General features: G+C 65.9%; 12 protein-coding genes. 10 read left to right on the top strand and 2 right to left on the bottom strand.

What is annotated here, in order from left to right; genetic code table 11:
- Positions 1–56: 56 nt before the first annotated feature.
- Positions 57–2,666 carry a ribonuclease E/G gene (locus J0J06_RS15725; protein WP_294043750.1) on the bottom strand — a complete coding sequence of 870 codons (2,610 nt, stop codon included), beginning with the start codon at positions 2,664–2,666 and terminating at the stop codon, positions 57–59.
- A gap of 464 nt (positions 2,667–3,130) precedes the next feature.
- On the opposite strand from J0J06_RS15725, the gene J0J06_RS15720 reads away from it, so the two are divergent.
- From J0J06_RS15720 to J0J06_RS15705, 4 genes are all read left to right on the top strand, one after another.
- The gene (locus J0J06_RS15720; RefSeq protein WP_366931234.1) at positions 3,131–4,414 is read left to right on the top strand and encodes an N-acetylmuramoyl-L-alanine amidase; all 1,284 of its coding nucleotides are present in this window, start codon (positions 3,131–3,133) and stop codon (positions 4,412–4,414) included.
- A 55-nt stretch (positions 4,415–4,469) separates the two neighbouring features.
- The gene (locus tag J0J06_RS15715) at positions 4,470–6,968 is read left to right on the top strand and encodes a transglycosylase domain-containing protein (RefSeq protein WP_294043650.1); all 2,499 of its coding nucleotides are present in this window, start codon (positions 4,470–4,472) and stop codon (positions 6,966–6,968) included.
- 72 nt (positions 6,969–7,040) lie between these two features.
- The gene (prfB, locus tag J0J06_RS15710; protein WP_294043649.1) at positions 7,041–8,168 is read left to right on the top strand and encodes a peptide chain release factor 2; all 1,128 of its coding nucleotides are present in this window, start codon (positions 7,041–7,043) and stop codon (positions 8,166–8,168) included.
- A complete protein-coding gene (locus J0J06_RS15705; protein ID WP_294043748.1) occupies positions 8,168–8,884 on the top strand; it encodes a class I SAM-dependent methyltransferase in 717 nt (238 codons plus the stop codon). The genes prfB and J0J06_RS15705 overlap by 1 nt, the downstream gene beginning before the upstream one ends.
- A 95-nt stretch (positions 8,885–8,979) precedes the next feature.
- On the opposite strand, the gene J0J06_RS15700 is transcribed toward J0J06_RS15705, so the two are convergent.
- The gene (locus tag J0J06_RS15700) at positions 8,980–9,381 is read right to left on the bottom strand and encodes a JAB domain-containing protein (protein ID WP_294043648.1); all 402 of its coding nucleotides are present in this window, start codon (positions 9,379–9,381) and stop codon (positions 8,980–8,982) included.
- Between the two features lie 106 nt (positions 9,382–9,487).
- Between J0J06_RS15700 and J0J06_RS15695 the strand changes: the two genes are divergently transcribed.
- The 6 genes from J0J06_RS15695 (at position 9,488) to J0J06_RS15670 (ending at position 15,744) form a co-directional block, all read left to right on the top strand.
- Entirely contained in the window at positions 9,488–10,282 is a 795-nt protein-coding gene (locus J0J06_RS15695) for a thymidylate synthase (protein WP_294043647.1), read from the top strand.
- Positions 10,279–10,761, top strand: coding sequence for a dihydrofolate reductase (locus tag J0J06_RS15690; protein WP_294043646.1), 483 nt, complete (start codon positions 10,279–10,281; stop codon positions 10,759–10,761). Before J0J06_RS15695 ends, J0J06_RS15690 begins: the two co-directional genes overlap by 4 nt.
- Before the next feature lie 127 nt (positions 10,762–10,888).
- A complete protein-coding gene (locus J0J06_RS15685) occupies positions 10,889–11,845 on the top strand; it encodes a bifunctional riboflavin kinase/FAD synthetase (protein WP_294043747.1) in 957 nt (318 codons plus the stop codon).
- 113 nt (positions 11,846–11,958) lie between these two features.
- Positions 11,959–14,823: an isoleucine--tRNA ligase gene (ileS, locus tag J0J06_RS15680; protein WP_294043645.1), complete on the top strand. Its 2,865-nt coding sequence runs from the start codon at positions 11,959–11,961 to the stop codon at positions 14,821–14,823.
- Positions 14,820–15,341 carry a signal peptidase II gene (lspA, locus tag J0J06_RS15675; RefSeq protein WP_294043644.1) on the top strand — a complete coding sequence of 174 codons (522 nt, stop codon included), beginning with the start codon at positions 14,820–14,822 and terminating at the stop codon, positions 15,339–15,341. Before ileS ends, lspA begins: the two co-directional genes overlap by 4 nt.
- Positions 15,334–15,744, top strand: a complete 411-nt coding sequence (locus J0J06_RS15670; protein WP_294043643.1) for a DUF3035 domain-containing protein — start codon at positions 15,334–15,336, stop codon at positions 15,742–15,744. Before lspA ends, J0J06_RS15670 begins: the two co-directional genes overlap by 8 nt.
- Positions 15,745–15,776: the final 32 nt, after the last annotated feature.

Raw genomic sequence — 15,776 nt, 5'->3', positions numbered from 1 at the left:
CGTCGCCCTGCGCTCCGGCGAGTGAACCCGCCATGAAGCGCAGGGCGTGGCGGTCCTTACGCGCCGAACGTGCGCTGCCACCAGCCGCGGCGCGGTTCGGCGTTCTCGTCGGTTCCTGCCGTAGCGTCGGCCGGTACGGCCTCGTCCGCGGGGGCCAGCGTGGCGGCGGCTTCGTCGGCGTCATTCGCCGCCGCAGGGGCGGGTTCGGCCTTCTTGCGTGTGCGCTTCGGCTTGGCGGGTGCTGGTTCCTCGGCAGCGACGGTTTCGGCCGGAGCGGCTTCCTCGGCGGCGGGGGCGGCTTTCTTGCGCGTGCGCTTGGGCTTGGCCGGCGCTTCAGGTTCCGGTTCCGGCGCGGCCTCGACGACCGGAGCAGGTGTCACGGCCTCCTCTGCGGCGCGAGCGCGGGGACGACGACGCGACCGCTTCGGCGCCGCTTCCGTCTCCTCGGCGTCGGGCGCGACATCGACCGGCACATCGGGGTTAGCGTGCGTCGCGACTACCGCGCCGGCGTCGGCGGCATCGGCTTCCTCGGCGGCCGGCGCGACATCAGCGCTGCCCTCGCCACGCCGACCGCGTCGACCACGACGGCGGCCGCGGCGGCGGGGTTCGCCTTCCTCGTCGGCGGTTACGCGCTCGGTCGCGTCATCGCCTTCTTCGTCACTATCCGCGGCGTCGCCTTCGGGCTGCTGCGTGACGGCATCGGCGCCTTCCTCACCCTCTGGACGGCCACGGCCGCGACGGCCGCGACGGCGGCGGCGGCGCTTTCGCCCGCTTTCGCCGTCGTCTTCACCCGAACGCTCGCGCGGCGCACCGCGCTGCGGACGGTCGTCGTCTTCGGATTCGTCCTCGACCTCGTCGATCTCTTCCTCGACGTAATCGTCTTCCTCTTCCTCGACGACCTGCTCGAACTTCGGCTGATAGGCGGGGGGCGGGCCGCTCGCCTCGACCGACATGCGCGCCCCTTCGGTCTCGCCATCTGGCAGGATTACGACCTGGACGCCGTAGCGATCCTCGATCTCGGCAATGTCGGCGCGCTTCTTGTTGAGCACGTAGATCGCGGCTTCCTGGCTCGCGCGGAGCGTCAGGACCGAACCACGGCCGCGTGCGGCCTCGTCCTCGATCAGGCGCAGCGCCGACAGGCCGGCGGACGATGCCGTGCGGACCAGACCCGTGCCCTCGCAGTGCGGGCACTGGCGCGTCGAAGCCTCAAGCACGCCGGTGCGCAGCCGCTGGCGGCTCATTTCCATCAGGCCGAAACCGGAGATGCGGCCGACCTGGATGCGGGCGCGATCGTTCTTGAGCGCCTCCTTCATCGCCTTCTCGACTTTGCGGACGTTCGAATTGTTGTCCATGTCGATGAAGTCGATCACGACCAGCCCGGCCATGTCGCGCAAGCGCAGCTGGCGGGCGATTTCGTGCGCGGCTTCGAGGTTGGTCGCGGTCGCGGTCTGCTCGATATTATGCTCGCGGGTGGAGCGGCCCGAGTTGATGTCGATCGAAACCAACGCCTCGGTCGGGTTGATGACCAGATAGCCGCCCGACTTCAACTGGACGACCGGATTGTACATCGCGGACAGCTGATCCTCGACGCCGGCGCGCTGGAACAGTGGCACGGGGTCGCTGTAGTGCTTCACGCGGCGGGCGTGGCTCGGCATCAGGAGTTTCATGAACTCCTTGGCGTGGCGATAGCCTTCGTCGCCTTCGACGATCACCTCGTCGATGTCCTTGTTGTAGATGTCGCGGATCGCGCGCTTCATCAGGTCGCTGTCGCCATAGACGAGCGCGGGCGCGGCGGAGGCGAGGGTCTTCTCGCGGATCTCGTCCCACAACCGGGCGAGATAGTCGAAGTCGCGCTTGATCTCGACCTTGGTGCGCTGGAGCCCCGCCGTGCGGACGATGCAGCCCATCGACGGCGGCAGCTTGAGGTCCGCCATGATCGACTTGAGTCGCTTGCGGTCGCCCGCGTTCGAAATCTTGCGGCTGATCCCGCCACCGTGCGACGTGTTGGGCATCAGCACGCAATAACGCCCGGCGAGCGAAAGGTACGTGGTCAGTGCCGCGCCCTTGTTGCCGCGCTCTTCCTTGACGACCTGGACCAGCAGCACCTGGCGGCGCTTGATGACGTCCTGGATTTTGTAGCGGCGACGCAGATTCATGCGGCGCTGGCGCAGCGCCTCCACCTGATCGTCCGACCCGTTCCCGCGGCGGCGGTTGCGCCCCTTGCTTTCATGTTCCGCGGCAACGTCCTCGTCGGGCGCGCCATCGTCGTCGAGCCGTTCGAGTTCCGCCTCGGACGGTTCGTGATCGTGGTCGTGATCCTCGTCGTCGCCTTCTTCGTGCTCATCGTCCTCGGCATCGAGTTCGGCGCGCAGGGCGGCTTCTTCCGCGGCGTGCTCGGCCTCTTCACGAAGCAGCGCGTCGCGATCCTCCTTCGGGATCTGATAGTAATCGGGGTGGATTTCCGAGAAGGCGAGGAAGCCGTGACGGTTGCCGCCATAATCGATGAACGCCGCCTGGAGCGACGGTTCGACCCGCGTAACCTTGGCTAGATAGATATTCCCCTTGAGCTGCTTGCGCTCGGCACTCTCGAAATCAAATTCCTCGATGCGGTTTCCCTTGACGACCGCCACGCGGGTTTCTTCCCGGTGGCGTGCGTCGATCAACATACGCATGGTCATTTAGTGTTCTCCGGGCGCGCCGCTCCGTGAATGCAGGAGGGGGCGCGCCGATAAATCGCGCGCTGCCGGCCAGCGGATTGTCAGTCCGGTGCCGGGCTGTGCGGATGGGTGGGTGTGCGTCTTTCGCGCGCAGAGCACGCCCGGGCGCCTGGCCCGGGACACCCCCGTCAGCACGGCCGCCGGCAAGTGCCGGGCGGGTCGTGGATCGGGGGAAATGCATCATTGCGCGCGTCAACCTGGATAAGCCGCCTTGTCCGAAAAACGCCGGGGCGGCCGTGGGACCGGACCCCACGCAAATCATACGAACGGCCGGTTGCACATTGAGGTAGCATCCCGACGGCCGCGCATCAACTGGCAGTATCCGGCCGTTTTCACTTGAAAGGAAAAGCCTAATCCGCGGTTAACCATGTCGCTTCACCCCGCGGATAGTGAGCGCGCCGATAACCATTCGCATGATCGGGCGCATCAAGAGGGCATTTTGCAGGACGGTTTTTCGCTGGACCGGCGGCGAGCCTGCGCGCCATTACAGGCTCGTGTCGTTCATTCTCGCACTTCTGGCGCTTTGGTTCGGCGGTAGTCCCGCCTGGGCCGGAACGATCCAGCGCGTCGAGGTCAAGAACGATTCGATCGTCGTGACGTTCGACGCCCGCGTGGCGGACGCGGCGAGCTTCCTGCTTCCGTCGCCCGATCGCGTCGCGCTCGACGTGACCGGCGCGGCACCCGGCGGGACTATCGAAACCGGGGGGCTGGTTGGCGCGGTGCGCGAGGGCGCGCGCGACGGCGGGGCGCGCGTGGTGTTCGACCTGACTCGTCCTGCCGTCGTCACCAGCGGGCGGTTCGGCGACGATGGCCGTCAGCTGACGCTGCAGCTCAGGACCGTGGACAATGCCGATTTCGCGCGCGCCGCGGCCGCGGGAAAGCTGCGCTTCCTGCCGCCGTTCAACATGCCCGACACCAGGCTGACCCCGGCCAGTTATGCCGTGTCGTTGCCAGTGCCGAGGTCGAGCAAGAAGCTCGATCTGCCGCGCGTCGATGGCGATCCGTCGCGACCCCTGGTGGTGATCGACGCCGGGCATGGCGGGTTTGATCCCGGGGCCGTCTCGCCAAGCTCCGGCCTTCGTGAAAAGGACGTGACGCTCAAGATTGCCAAGGCGATTCGCGACGAATTGCTCAAGTCGGGGCGTGTTCGCGTCGCCCTGACGCGGGAAGACGATCGCTTTCTCGTCCTGCAGGAACGATACGGCATCGCGCGTAAGCTCAAGGCCGATCTGTTCATCTCGATCCATTGCGACAGCGTGGGGTCCGGGGATGCGACCGGCGCGTCGGTCTATACCCTCTCCGAAATCGCGTCGGACAAGGAAGCCGCCAAGCTCGCGTCGCGGGAGAACAAGGCGGACATCATCGGTGGGATCGACCTGGGCGGGGAGAATGCCGACGTCTCGTCGATCCTGATCGACCTGACGCAGCGCGAGACGATGAATGCCTCGGCCGCCTTCGCCCGCCTGCTCGGCCGCGAGGCCGCGCCGCTGATCCCCTTGCGCGCCAACTTCCACAAGATGGCGGCGCTGATGGTGTTGAAGGCGCCCGACATGCCGTCGATCCTGTTCGAGACGGGCTATATCTCGAACCCCGACGATGCCGCATTCCTCGACTCGGACGAAGGCCGCAAACGCATCGCGACCAGCGTGCTGCGCGCGGTGGAGATCAATTTCGCCAAGCGGATGGCGACGAACTAGCAGACCGTCGAACATCGCTGGCAACCGCGCGCGGATTTGCTAAGGCGGGTGCCCTATGGCCGCCGACGCTTCCGAAAGCACGACCTACACGATCAAGCGCGACCCCGGCGGTCCGGGCTTCCTGCGGCGCATGTGGCGGCGCTGGTGGGTCAAGATGCTGGCGTTTTTCGCCGCGCTCGGCATGCTTGGAATTGCCGCGATGGCGATCTTCGTGCTGCCAGGGCTGCCTTCGGTCGATACGCTCAAGACCTATGAGCCGCCGCTGCCGTCCAACGTGCGCGATACCAACGGCATGCCAGTCTATACCTATGCCCGCGAACGCCGCGTGCAGCTCAGTTTCGACGAATATCCCAAGCTGCTGGTCGGCGCGTTCCTGTCGGCGGAGGACAAGACGTTCTTCTCGCACCACGGCGTCGATTACATGGGCGTCGTCTCGGCCGTGTGGGACAATATGTTCAGCGGCAAGCGCGCGCGGGGCGCATCGACGATCACGCAGCAAGTCGCGAAAAACCTGCTGATTGGCAACGAGGTCAGCTATACCCGCAAGCTCAAGGAAGCGGTGCTCGCCTATCGCATCGAAAACGCGCTGACCAAGCAGCAGATCCTGGAAATCTATCTCAACACGATCTTCCTCGGCCGCAACGCTTACGGCGTCGAAGCGGCGGCGCACGCTTATTTCGACAAGGACGTCAGCCAGCTGACCATTCCGGAGTTTGCGTACCTGGCCGTGCTGCCGAAAGCGCCGTCGAGCTATGACCCCGATCGCCAGACCGAGAAAGCGTTGGCGCGGCGCAACTATGTGCTCAACGAGATGCTGGCTAACGGCTACATCACCCAGGCGCAGCACGACGCCGCGGTCAATTCGCCGCTCGGGACGGTCAACAAGCGCACCGCATCATTCGAATCGGTGCCGGGTTATTTCATGGAAGAAGTCCGCCGCCAGCTTATCGAGAAGTTCGGCGAGAATGCCGATGGCGGGCGCAATCCGTACAGCGTCTATGCGGGCGGCCTGTGGATCCGAACCTCGTTCGACCCCAACCAGCAAATGCTCGCGCAGAAGGCGCTCCGGAACGGCCTGCTCCGCTACGACAAGGGTCGCGGCTGGACCGGGCCGCTCAAGCATGTCGAGATCGGGTCGAGCTGGCAGAGCGCTCTGCTCGGCAGCAACGTCGCACTCGATTATGAGGACTGGCAGGCGGCGATCGTGAGGAGCGCGGACGGCGACTTCCAACTCGGCTTCGCGAACGGCAAGACGGGTACAATGTCGCGCGGTGCGGCGTCGATGCCGATCCGGGGCGGCGGCGGGGTCGCCGCGGACGCGATCAAGGTGGGCGACATCCTGGCGGTCGCGCCGGAGGGCGGCGGCTATGCGCTGCGCTCGATCCCAAAGATTTCGGGTGGTTTCCTGGTCGAGGAACCGGGGACCAGCCGCATTCTGGCGATGCAGGGTGGGTTCGACAGCCGCGTCCAGGCGTTCAACCGCACCACCCAGGCGATGCGCCAGCCGGGATCGACCATCAAGCCGATCGTTTATGCCGCCGCGCTCCAGGCGGGGATGACCCCGGCGTCGATCATCGTCGACGGACCGTTCTGCGTCTATCAGGGCGGGCGGCTGGGTCAGAAATGCTTCCGCAACTTCGGTGGCGGTGGCGGGTCCGGTCCGCATACGATGCGATGGGGCGTCGAGCAGTCGCGCAACCTGATGACGGTGCGCGCGGCGGCGCAGACCGGCATGTCCAACGTCGTCAAGCTGATGGACGCGATCGGCGTCGGCAAATACCCGCCCTATCTCTCCTTCTCGCTCGGTGCCGGGGAGACCACCGTGTCGCGGATGGTCAACGCTTATTCTATCCTGGAGAATAACGGGCGCGGGCGGCCGTCGACCCTGATCGACTATGTACAGGATCGCCGGGGCAACGTGATCTGGCCGGAGAATTGGCGTCCGTGCGATCGCTGCAACGCGCCCGACTGGAACGGCAAGCCGATGCCGCGCCCGGTCGTCCGCCTCAAGCAGATCGTCGAGCCGATGAGCGCCTATCAAATGGTGCATATCGCGGAAGGGGTGATCCAGCGGGGCACCGCGGTCGTGCTGCGCGACCTTGACCGGCCGATGTTCGGCAAGACCGGCACCAATTCGGGGCCGAAGGACGTGTGGTTCATCGGCGGGACGCCCCAGATGATCGCGGGCGTCTATATCGGGTACGACAGCCCGGTGAACCTGGGCGGCTATGCCCAGGGCGGCACGCTCGCCGCGCCGATTTTCAAGGAATGGGCGGTCAAGGCGTATGAAGGCATGCCCAAACTGCCGTTCCGCGCGCCGCCGGGTATCCAGATGGTGCGGATCGATCGCGCGTCCGGCAAGCCGGTCTATGGCGCGTGGCCGACTGATGATCCCAAGGCGTCGGTGATCTGGGAAGCGTTCAAGCCCGAGAGCGAGATGCGCCGTGGCCCGATCCGCCGCGACGTGCCCACCGTCGCGCCGACAAAGGCCCCGCCGCCGCCCAAGTCGAGCGACGACGGCGATTTCTTGCAACGGCAGGGCGGTATCTACTAGGTCGCGACATTATATGTTGCAGTGTGCGTGGCGTTTGACCGCGCGCGTCACGTTAGAATTTGGAGTTTTCCGATGCGCGCCGAAGCGCAATCGCATGTCGATACGATCAACGAGGCGCTGGCGTTGCTGCGGCGATTCCTCGACTGGGACCGCGCGCTGCGCCGGCTCGACGAACTCAACGCACGCGTCGAGGACCAGGCGCTGTGGAACGACCCGAAGGCCGCGCAGGAAGTCATGCGCGAACGCCGCCGGCTGGACGAGGCCATCACCGCGACGCGCCAGATCGAACAGGAACTGAGCGACAACGTCGAGCTGGTCGAAATGGCCGAGGCGGAGGGCGACGCCGACCTGGAAGGGCAGGCGGTCGAGGCGCTGGCCGACCTCGCCAAGCGCGCCGAACACGACAAGATCCAGGCGCTACTGGCCGGCGAGGCCGATGCCAACGACACCTATATCGAGATCAACGCGGGCGCAGGCGGGACCGAGAGCCAGGACTGGGCGGGTATGCTCAGCCGCATGTACCAGCGCTGGGGCGAACGCCACGGACTCAAGGTGGAACTGGTCGACCAGCATTCGGGGGAACAGGCCGGGATCAAGTCGGCGACGTTGCTGCTCAAGGGCGAGAACGCCTATGGCTACGCCAAGACCGAGAGCGGCGTGCATCGCCTGGTCCGCATCAGCCCCTATGACAGCGCCGCGCGTCGCCACACCAGCTTCGCCAGCGTCTGGGTCTATCCGGTCGTCGATGAGAATATCGAGGTCAATTACAACGAAAGCGACCTGCGCATCGACACCTATCGCGCGTCGGGCGCGGGCGGGCAGCACATCAACACGACCGACTCCGCGGTGCGCATCACGCACATCCCAACCGGGATCGTCGTGCAGTGCCAGAACCAGCGGTCGCAGCACAAGAACAAGGCAGAGGCGTACAACCAGCTCCGCGCACGGCTCTACGAACGCGAACTGGCCGAGCGCGAAGCGGCCGCCAATGCCGAGAATGCGAGCAAGACCGACATCGGCTGGGGTCACCAGATCCGCAGCTACGTGCTCCAGCCCTATCAGTTGGTGAAGGACTTGCGCACCGGCGTTACCTCGACCAGCCCGGCCGATGTGCTCGACGGCGATCTCGAAGCGTTCATGGCGGCGGCGCTGTCGCAGCGCGTGACCGGCGAAGCGGTCGAGGTGGAGGACGTGGATTGATCCGCGCCGCGTCGCTCGTCGCCGGATTGCTGTTGCTTGCAGCATGCGACGGCGGGCCGGTGGAAGTACGCGACAAGCCCGACAACGTAGGCCCGTTCCCGGCCGCCGACCGCCCGGTCGCGAAGATCGTTTCGCCGCGCTGGTCGACCGAGGAAGCGCGCGACCGACTCAACGAAGCCGGCGAGGTGATGAACAAGGCGGGTATCGCCAAGGGCATGACCGTCGCCGACATCGGCGCGGGCGAGGGTTATTACACGATCCGTCTCGCGAGCCGCGTCGGCAAGGACGGGCGCGTCGTGGCGGAGGACATCGTGCCGGAGGTGCGCGACGCGCTGGCCCAGCGTGTGGTTCGCGACCGGCTCGACAATGTCAGCGTGAAGCTGGGCGACCCGGCCAATCCGAAGCTGCCCGACAATAGTTTCGACCGGATCGTGATGGTCCACATGTACCACGAGATCGAGCAGCCATACGAATTCCTCTGGCGCATCCGCCCGTCGCTGAAACCGGCCGGCGAGATTGTCGTGGTCGACGCCAATCGCCGCACGCAGGATCACGGCACGCCGCCCAAGCTGCTGCAATGCGAATTCGCGGCGGTCGGGTACGAGCTGGTGGCGTTCGACGACATGCCCTCGGCGGGCGGCTACATGGCGCGGTTCCGCGCGGTCGGCGCGCGACCGGAGCCGAAGACAATCAAGGCCTGCCGGCTGATCAGCTAACCGCAATAGTCCCGCTATTGCGAGCGCAGCGAAGCAATCCAGCGCCAGGCGATCCCGTGGATTGCTTCGCTGCGCTCGCAATGGCGAATCGCGGTTTAGAGATAGCCTTCGTCGCGCAGGCTGGTGCAGCCGTCGCGGCCGAGGATCAGGTGATCGACCAGCCGCACCTCGATCGCGTCCAGCGTCCGCGACAGGCGCGACGTTACCGCCAGATCGTCCTCGCTCGGCCGGTGATCCCCGCTCGGGTGGTTGTGCGCCATCATCACCAGCCGCACGTCGAGGCTCAGCGCGTCGCGCATGATTTCGCGAACCGGCAGGGTGATGCGGCCCGGTGCGTCCGACGCGCAATGCCGTGCGCCGAGGTATCTCCATTCCGGATCGAAATAGACCAGGACGACGACCTCCGATCGCTCGGCCGCGATGCCGGCGAACAGCCGACACGCCCAATCGCGGTCGCGCGGCTCATCGTCGCGCCGTTCGAAAGGTCCCGATCTCATGACCTTATGCTGTGCGGAGCAAGCTCACCAACCAATTGACGACTTATCCACGGCGGATGCTTTGCGCGCGCTTGGCGACCTCATCCGCGCACGGTAAGTGACACCCATGCGGCAATATCTCGACCTGATGCAGCGCGTGCTCGATCACGGGGCGGAGCAGATGGACCGTACCGGCACCGGCACGCTGAGCGTGTTCGGCCACCAGATGCGCTTCGACTTGAGCCAGGGTTTCCCCATGCTCACCACCAAGAAGCTCCACCTCCGCTCGATCATCGTCGAGTTGCTTTGGTTCCTGCGCGGCGACACCAATGTGCAGTGGTTGCAGGACCGCAAGGTGAGCATCTGGGACGAGTGGGCCGACGAGAAGGGTGATCTCGGGCCCGTCTATGGCAAGCAATGGCGTGACTGGGCGACCGCGGACGGCGGACATGTCGACCAGATCGCCGAGCTGATCGAGACGCTGAAGGTCAATCCTGCCAGCCGCCGGATGGTGGTAAGCGCGTGGAACCCCGGCGAACTCCACGCCATGGCGCTCGCGCCGTGCCACTGCCTGTTCCAATGCTATGTCGCGAACGGGAAGCTGTCGCTCCAGCTCTACCAGCGCTCGGCCGACATCTTCCTCGGCGTGCCGTTCAACATCGCGAGCTATGCGCTACTCACCCACATGCTCGCGCAGCAGGCGGGGCTCGAGGTCGGCGAGTTCGTGTGGACCGGCGGCGATTGCCACCTTTATTCGAACCACCTGGAACAAGCGCGCGAGCAACTCGGGCGCGAGCCGGGGCCGCTGCCGCGCCTCGAAATCCTGCGCAAGCCGCCGTCGATCGACACCTACGAATATGAGGATTTCCAGCTCGCGGGATATGAGGCGCAGGCGCATATCAAGGCGCCGGTGGCGGTTTGATCACCCTGGTCCTCGCGCGCGCCGCGAACGGCGTGATCGGCAACAAGGGGACAATCCCCTGGCACCTGCCCGCCGACCTCAAGCGGTTCAAGGCGCTGACCCTTGGAGAGTCAGGGGGGGGCAAGGCGATGATCATGGGGCGCAAGACGTTCGAGAGCTTTTCGCGGCCACTGCCCGGGCGGCGGCATATCGTGCTGACGCGCGACCGGGACTGGTCGGCCGAGGGCGCGGAGGTCGCGCATTCGGTGGACGAAGCGCTGGCGCTTACGGGCGGCGACGCTTCCGTGATCGGCGGGGCGGAGATCTACGCGCTGTTTCTCGACCGCGCGGACCGCGTCGAACTGACCGAAGTCGATATCGCGCCGGAGGGCGATACGGTGGTGCCGGGCTTCGACGGTTGGCGCGAAGTGGCGCGTGAGGAGCATGCCGCCGAGAGTGGCCGGCCGGCCTATAGCTTCGTGACGCTCGCCAAACCCTGACCGTCACCCCGCACTTGTTGCGGGGTCCAACCCTCCACAAGCGACGTTGCCTGCAGCACCTTGGATGCCTGAACAAGTCCGGCATGACGGTTGTGTGTGCGGGAAGCTCCCCGTAATGCCCGAACGCATGGAGCGGCTTTCCAGCGGCTCGGCGGTCCCCGGGCATCTGCGCGGCGGCTTCGTCGCGCTCGGCAATTTCGACGGGTTTCACCTCGGGCACCAGGCGGTGGTCGGCCGCGCGGTCGAGCGCGCGCGCGCGGCGGGCCGGCCGGCGATCGTTGCGACGTTCGACCCGCACCCCATGCGCTATTTCCGGCCCGATAGCGCGTATTTCCGGCTGACCAGCCTCGATCAGCGCCAGCAATTGTTCGCGGAAGCGGGCGTGGACGCGATGTACGTATTCGAGTTCGATGCCGCGCTTGCCGCGCTGTCGGCGGAAGCGTTCGTGACCGAGCGGCTGGTTGGCGATCTCGGCGTGGCGGGGGTCGCGACGGGGGAGGACTTCACTTTCGGCAAGGGGCGGAGCGGCGACATCCCCCTGATGCGCGCGCTGGGCGAGGCGAATGGTTTTGCGGTCGATACGATCGCGCCGGTGCGGCTCGACGGCGAGACGGTGTCCTCGACTCGTATCCGCGAGGCGCTGCGCAATGGCGACCCGCGCGCGGCGGCGCGTTTGCTGACGCGGCCCTACACGATCGAGGGCGTGGTGCAGCATGGTGACAAGGTCGGACGGACGCTCGGCTTTCCGACAGCGAATGTCGACATGGCCAATTACCTGCGCCCGAAGTTCGGCATCTATGCGGTGCGCGGGCGGCTCCCCGCCAATTCGACTTTTGGGGGCCGTGTGCTCGACGGCGCGGCGAACCTGGGCGTGCGGCCGAGCTTCGATCCACCGAAGGAATTGCTCGAACCCTATTTCTTCGACTTCAGCGGCGACCTCTATGGCCGGACGATCGCGGTCGAACTGGTCGACTTCATCCGGCCAGAGGCGAAGTTCGACACGATGGACGCGCTGATGGCGCAGATGGCGGAGGATGTCGCGACGGCGAAGCGGCTACTTGCTCACTCGTCACCCCGGACTTGATCCGGGCTCCCGCTTTTCCAGCGCAGAAGAAAGAAGCGGGATGCCCGATCAAGTCCGGCATGACGAAGGAGGAGATGACGTGGGATATTTCACACGCTAATGCCCCCGCACCTATGACCGACGCCAGCACCCCCGCCGATTACCGCGACACCGTCTTCCTGCCCAAGACCGACTTCCCGATGAAGGCCGGGCTGGCGGCGAAGGAGCCGGCGATCCTCGCGCGCTGGGCGGCGATGGATTTGTACGGGAGGCTTCGCGAACAGCGCAAGGACCGCAAGCGCTGGATCCTCCACGACGGCCCCCCGTATGCCAATGGCGACATCCATATGGGGCATGCGATGAACAAGGTGCTGAAGGACGTCATCGTCCGCAGCCGCACGCTCCTTGGTTACGACGCGCCCTATGTGCCCGGCTGGGACTGTCACGGCCTGCCGATCGAGTGGAAGGTCGAGGAAGCGTATCGCGCGAAGAAGCTGAACAAGGACGACGTGCCCGTCGCGCAGTTCCGCGCCGAATGCCGCGCCTATGCCGAACGCTGGGTCGCGGTGCAGCGCGAGCAGTTTCAGCGGCTCGGCGTGATGGGCGAATGGGATGATCCGTATTTGACGATGAATTTTGCGTCGGAAGCGGTGATCGTCGGCGAATTGCTCAAGTTCGCCGAGAGCGGCCAGCTCTATCGCGGCGCCAAGCCGGTGATGTGGTCGCCGGTAGAGAAGACCGCTTTGGCCGAGGCCGAGGTCGAGTATGAGGATGTCGTGTCGACCCAGATCGACGTGGCGTTCGAGATCGTGGAGGCGCCGAACGCGCCCGAACTGGTCGGTGCGCATGCGGTGATCTGGACGACGACGCCGTGGACGATCCCGGTGAACCAGGCGCTCGCGTATGGGCCTGATATCGACTATGTTTTGGTGCGCTACGGCGACCGTGAATATCTTGTCGCTGAAGACCTATGTTACGCTCTCTCGATCCGCACTGGCGCGAATGAAAAGGGCGCCGCTGCGCCGCCGAGTGGCGAAACCAACGTCAAGATCTATCGGGGCTCCGATCTCGCCGGCGCCGTCGCTCGCCACCCAATGCACGCACTCGGCGGGTTCTTCGCGAAACCGCGCCCGTTCCTGCCGGGCGATTTCGTCACGACCGATCAGGGCACGGGCCTCGTCCACATGGCCCCCGATCATGGCGAGGACGACTTCCTGTTGTGCAAGGCGCACGGCATCGACCCGGTGTTCGCGGTCGACGGCGCGGGCTTCTATCGGCATGACTGGCCGTGGCTCGGCGGGCAGGGGAGCGTCATCAACAAGAAGTTCGTCGCCAGCGATGGGCCGATCTGCGCCGACTTGCGCGCGGCGGGCGCGCTGCTCGCGGCGTCGGACGATTTCGCGCACAGCTATCCGCATTCGTGGCGTTCCAAGGCGAAGGTGATCCAACGCGCCACGCCGCAATGGTTCATCCCGATGGACCAGTCGGAAGTGTCCGCGGAAGCGGTGATTGCGTCGCAATTGCCGACGATCGACGCGACGGGGCTGAGTCCGTCCACCGTCGGGCTGGGGATCGGCAACGGGCCGACGCTTCGCGGCCTTGCGCTCGACGCGATCGAGCGGACGCGCTGGGTGCCCGAACGGAGCAAGAACCGCATCCGGTCGATGGTCGAAGGGCGGCCCGACTGGGTGATCAGCCGCCAGCGCGCCTGGGGCGTGCCGATCGCGCTTTACGTCCATCGCGCGACCGGCGAGTATCTGCGCGACCGTGCGGTCAACGATCGTATCGTCAAGGCGTTCGAGGCGGGCGGCGCGGATGCCTGGTTCACCGCAGACCATCAGGCGCTGCTCGGCCCGGATTACGCGCTGGCCGATTACGAGCCGATCAACGACATTCTCGACGTGTGGTTCGACAGCGGGTCGACCCACGCCTTCACGATCGAGGCGCGCTATGGCGAGGGCGTCCGCGCCGATTTGTACCTCGAAGGGTCGGATCAGCATCGCGGCTGGTTCCAGTCGTCGCTGCTCGAAAGCTGCGGGACGCGCGGGCGGGCACCGTACGATGCGGTGCTGACCCACGGCTTCGCGCTCGACGGCAACGGCCGCAAGATGTCGAAGAGCCTCGGTAACGTGGTCGATCCGCTCAAGATCATCGCAGAGAGCGGGGCCGACATCCTGCGCATGTGGGTGGTGTCGGTCGATTATTTCGAGGACGTGCGGATCGGCAAGGAAGTGCTCGCCACGACTTCCGACGCGTATCGCAAGCTGCGCAACACGTTCCGCTATCTACTGGGTGCGCTCGATGGGTTCAGCGAGGCGGAACGCGTCGCGCCGACGGACATGCCGGCGCTGGAGCGATACGTGCTCGACCTGCTCGGCGATCTGGACGTCGAACTGAAGGCGGCGGCGGAAGCGTTCGAGTTCAACCGTTACCTGCGCCTTTTGACCGATTTCGCGCAGGACGATCTGTCGGCATTCTTCTTCGATATCCGCAAGGATTCGCTCTATTGCGACGCGGCCGACGACATCAAGCGTCGGTCGTATCGCACGGTGCTTGACGTGCTGTTCCACGCGCTGGTGCGGTATGCCGCGCCGATCCTGTGCTTCACCACCGAGGAAGCGTGGCAGGAACGGTTCCCGAGCGAGGACGGATCGGTGCATCTGCTCGATTGGCCGGTGCTGCCGAAGCTGCCGGGCGACACGCCGCTAGCGACCAATTGGGACGACATCCGCAGCCTTCGCGCGCAAGTGACGGAGGTGATCGAGCCGTTCCGCCGCGACAAGGTGATCAAGTCGAGCCTGGAGGCCGAAGTGACCGTGCCGACCTTGCCCGCCGACCCCGCCGCGCTGGCGGAGACGTTCATCGTTGCGAAGGTGACCAAGGGCGACCTTGGCGTCACGCGTACCGATTATCTGAAATGCGGCCGGTGCTGGCGGCACTTGCCCGAAGTGACGGTGGACGGCGCGTTGTGCGATCGCTGCGCGGGGGTGGTGGCATGACCCGGCCCACCCCCACCCCCAAGGCCGGGCTGATCGCGGCGATGCTGATCTTCGTGCTCGACCAGTTCGTCAAATGGCTGGTCGTCGGCCCGCTCGCGATCGGCGAATATGACGAGCGCGAATTGCTGCCGATCTTCAAACTGCAGAACGTCCACAATCCTGGCGTGTCGCTCGGCTTCCTGAAAGTCGCGCCCGAAAATGCGTGGATGCTGGTCGTGCTGACCGGTGCGATCGCGTGCGCGGTGCTGGTATGGATGTGGCGTGAGAGGAACCGGCAGGACCAGGTCGCGCTCGGCATGATCGCGGGCGGCGCGCTGGGCAACATCCTCGACCGCTTGCGATTGGGCTATGTACAGGATTACGCCAATCTGCACTTCGGCGACTGGTCGCCGTTTTTGACCTTCAATCTTGCCGATGCGGCGATTACGATAGGCGTGCTCATCCTGCTCGTGCGGGCCCTGTTGGTCCGCGACAAGCCGAAGGCCGAGCCGGGCGAAGTGGAGAATTCGAATGCGTAAGTTTGTAACGGTCGTCGCGGTTGCGAGCGTGGCCCTGACCCTCTCCGCCTGCGGCAAGCGTGGCTATGACCGCGTCCGCCCGGACGAATTCGCCGTCGCGCGTACGCAGCCGCTGATCGTTCCGCCCGATTTCTCGCTGCGTCCGCCGCAGCCGGGCGTCGCTCGGCCGCAGGACAACAATCCCTCGGCACAGGCGCTCGACGCGCTGTTCGGCGGGTCGGCCCCGCGCAGCCAGGGCGAGAAGTCGACGCTCGATTCGGCTGGCGGCGATTCGGCGAGCCCGGGCGTGCGTTCCGACGCCGGCGATCCCGACACCAAGATCGTCGACAAGGGCGGCACCACCCGCGACATCGTCGCCGCGCCCCAGGGCGACGGGCAATACGCGCGGACGTCGGCGAACTGATCCAACTTCCAGTGCTCCCGCGAAGGCGGGAG

The organism is Sphingomonas sp. (assembly GCF_017304615.1).
In the GTDB taxonomy this organism is placed as follows: domain Bacteria; phylum Pseudomonadota; class Alphaproteobacteria; order Sphingomonadales; family Sphingomonadaceae; genus Sphingomonas.
Note: the sequence above shows the minus strand (reverse complement) of the source record. Positions and strands in the feature narration are given on the sequence as shown.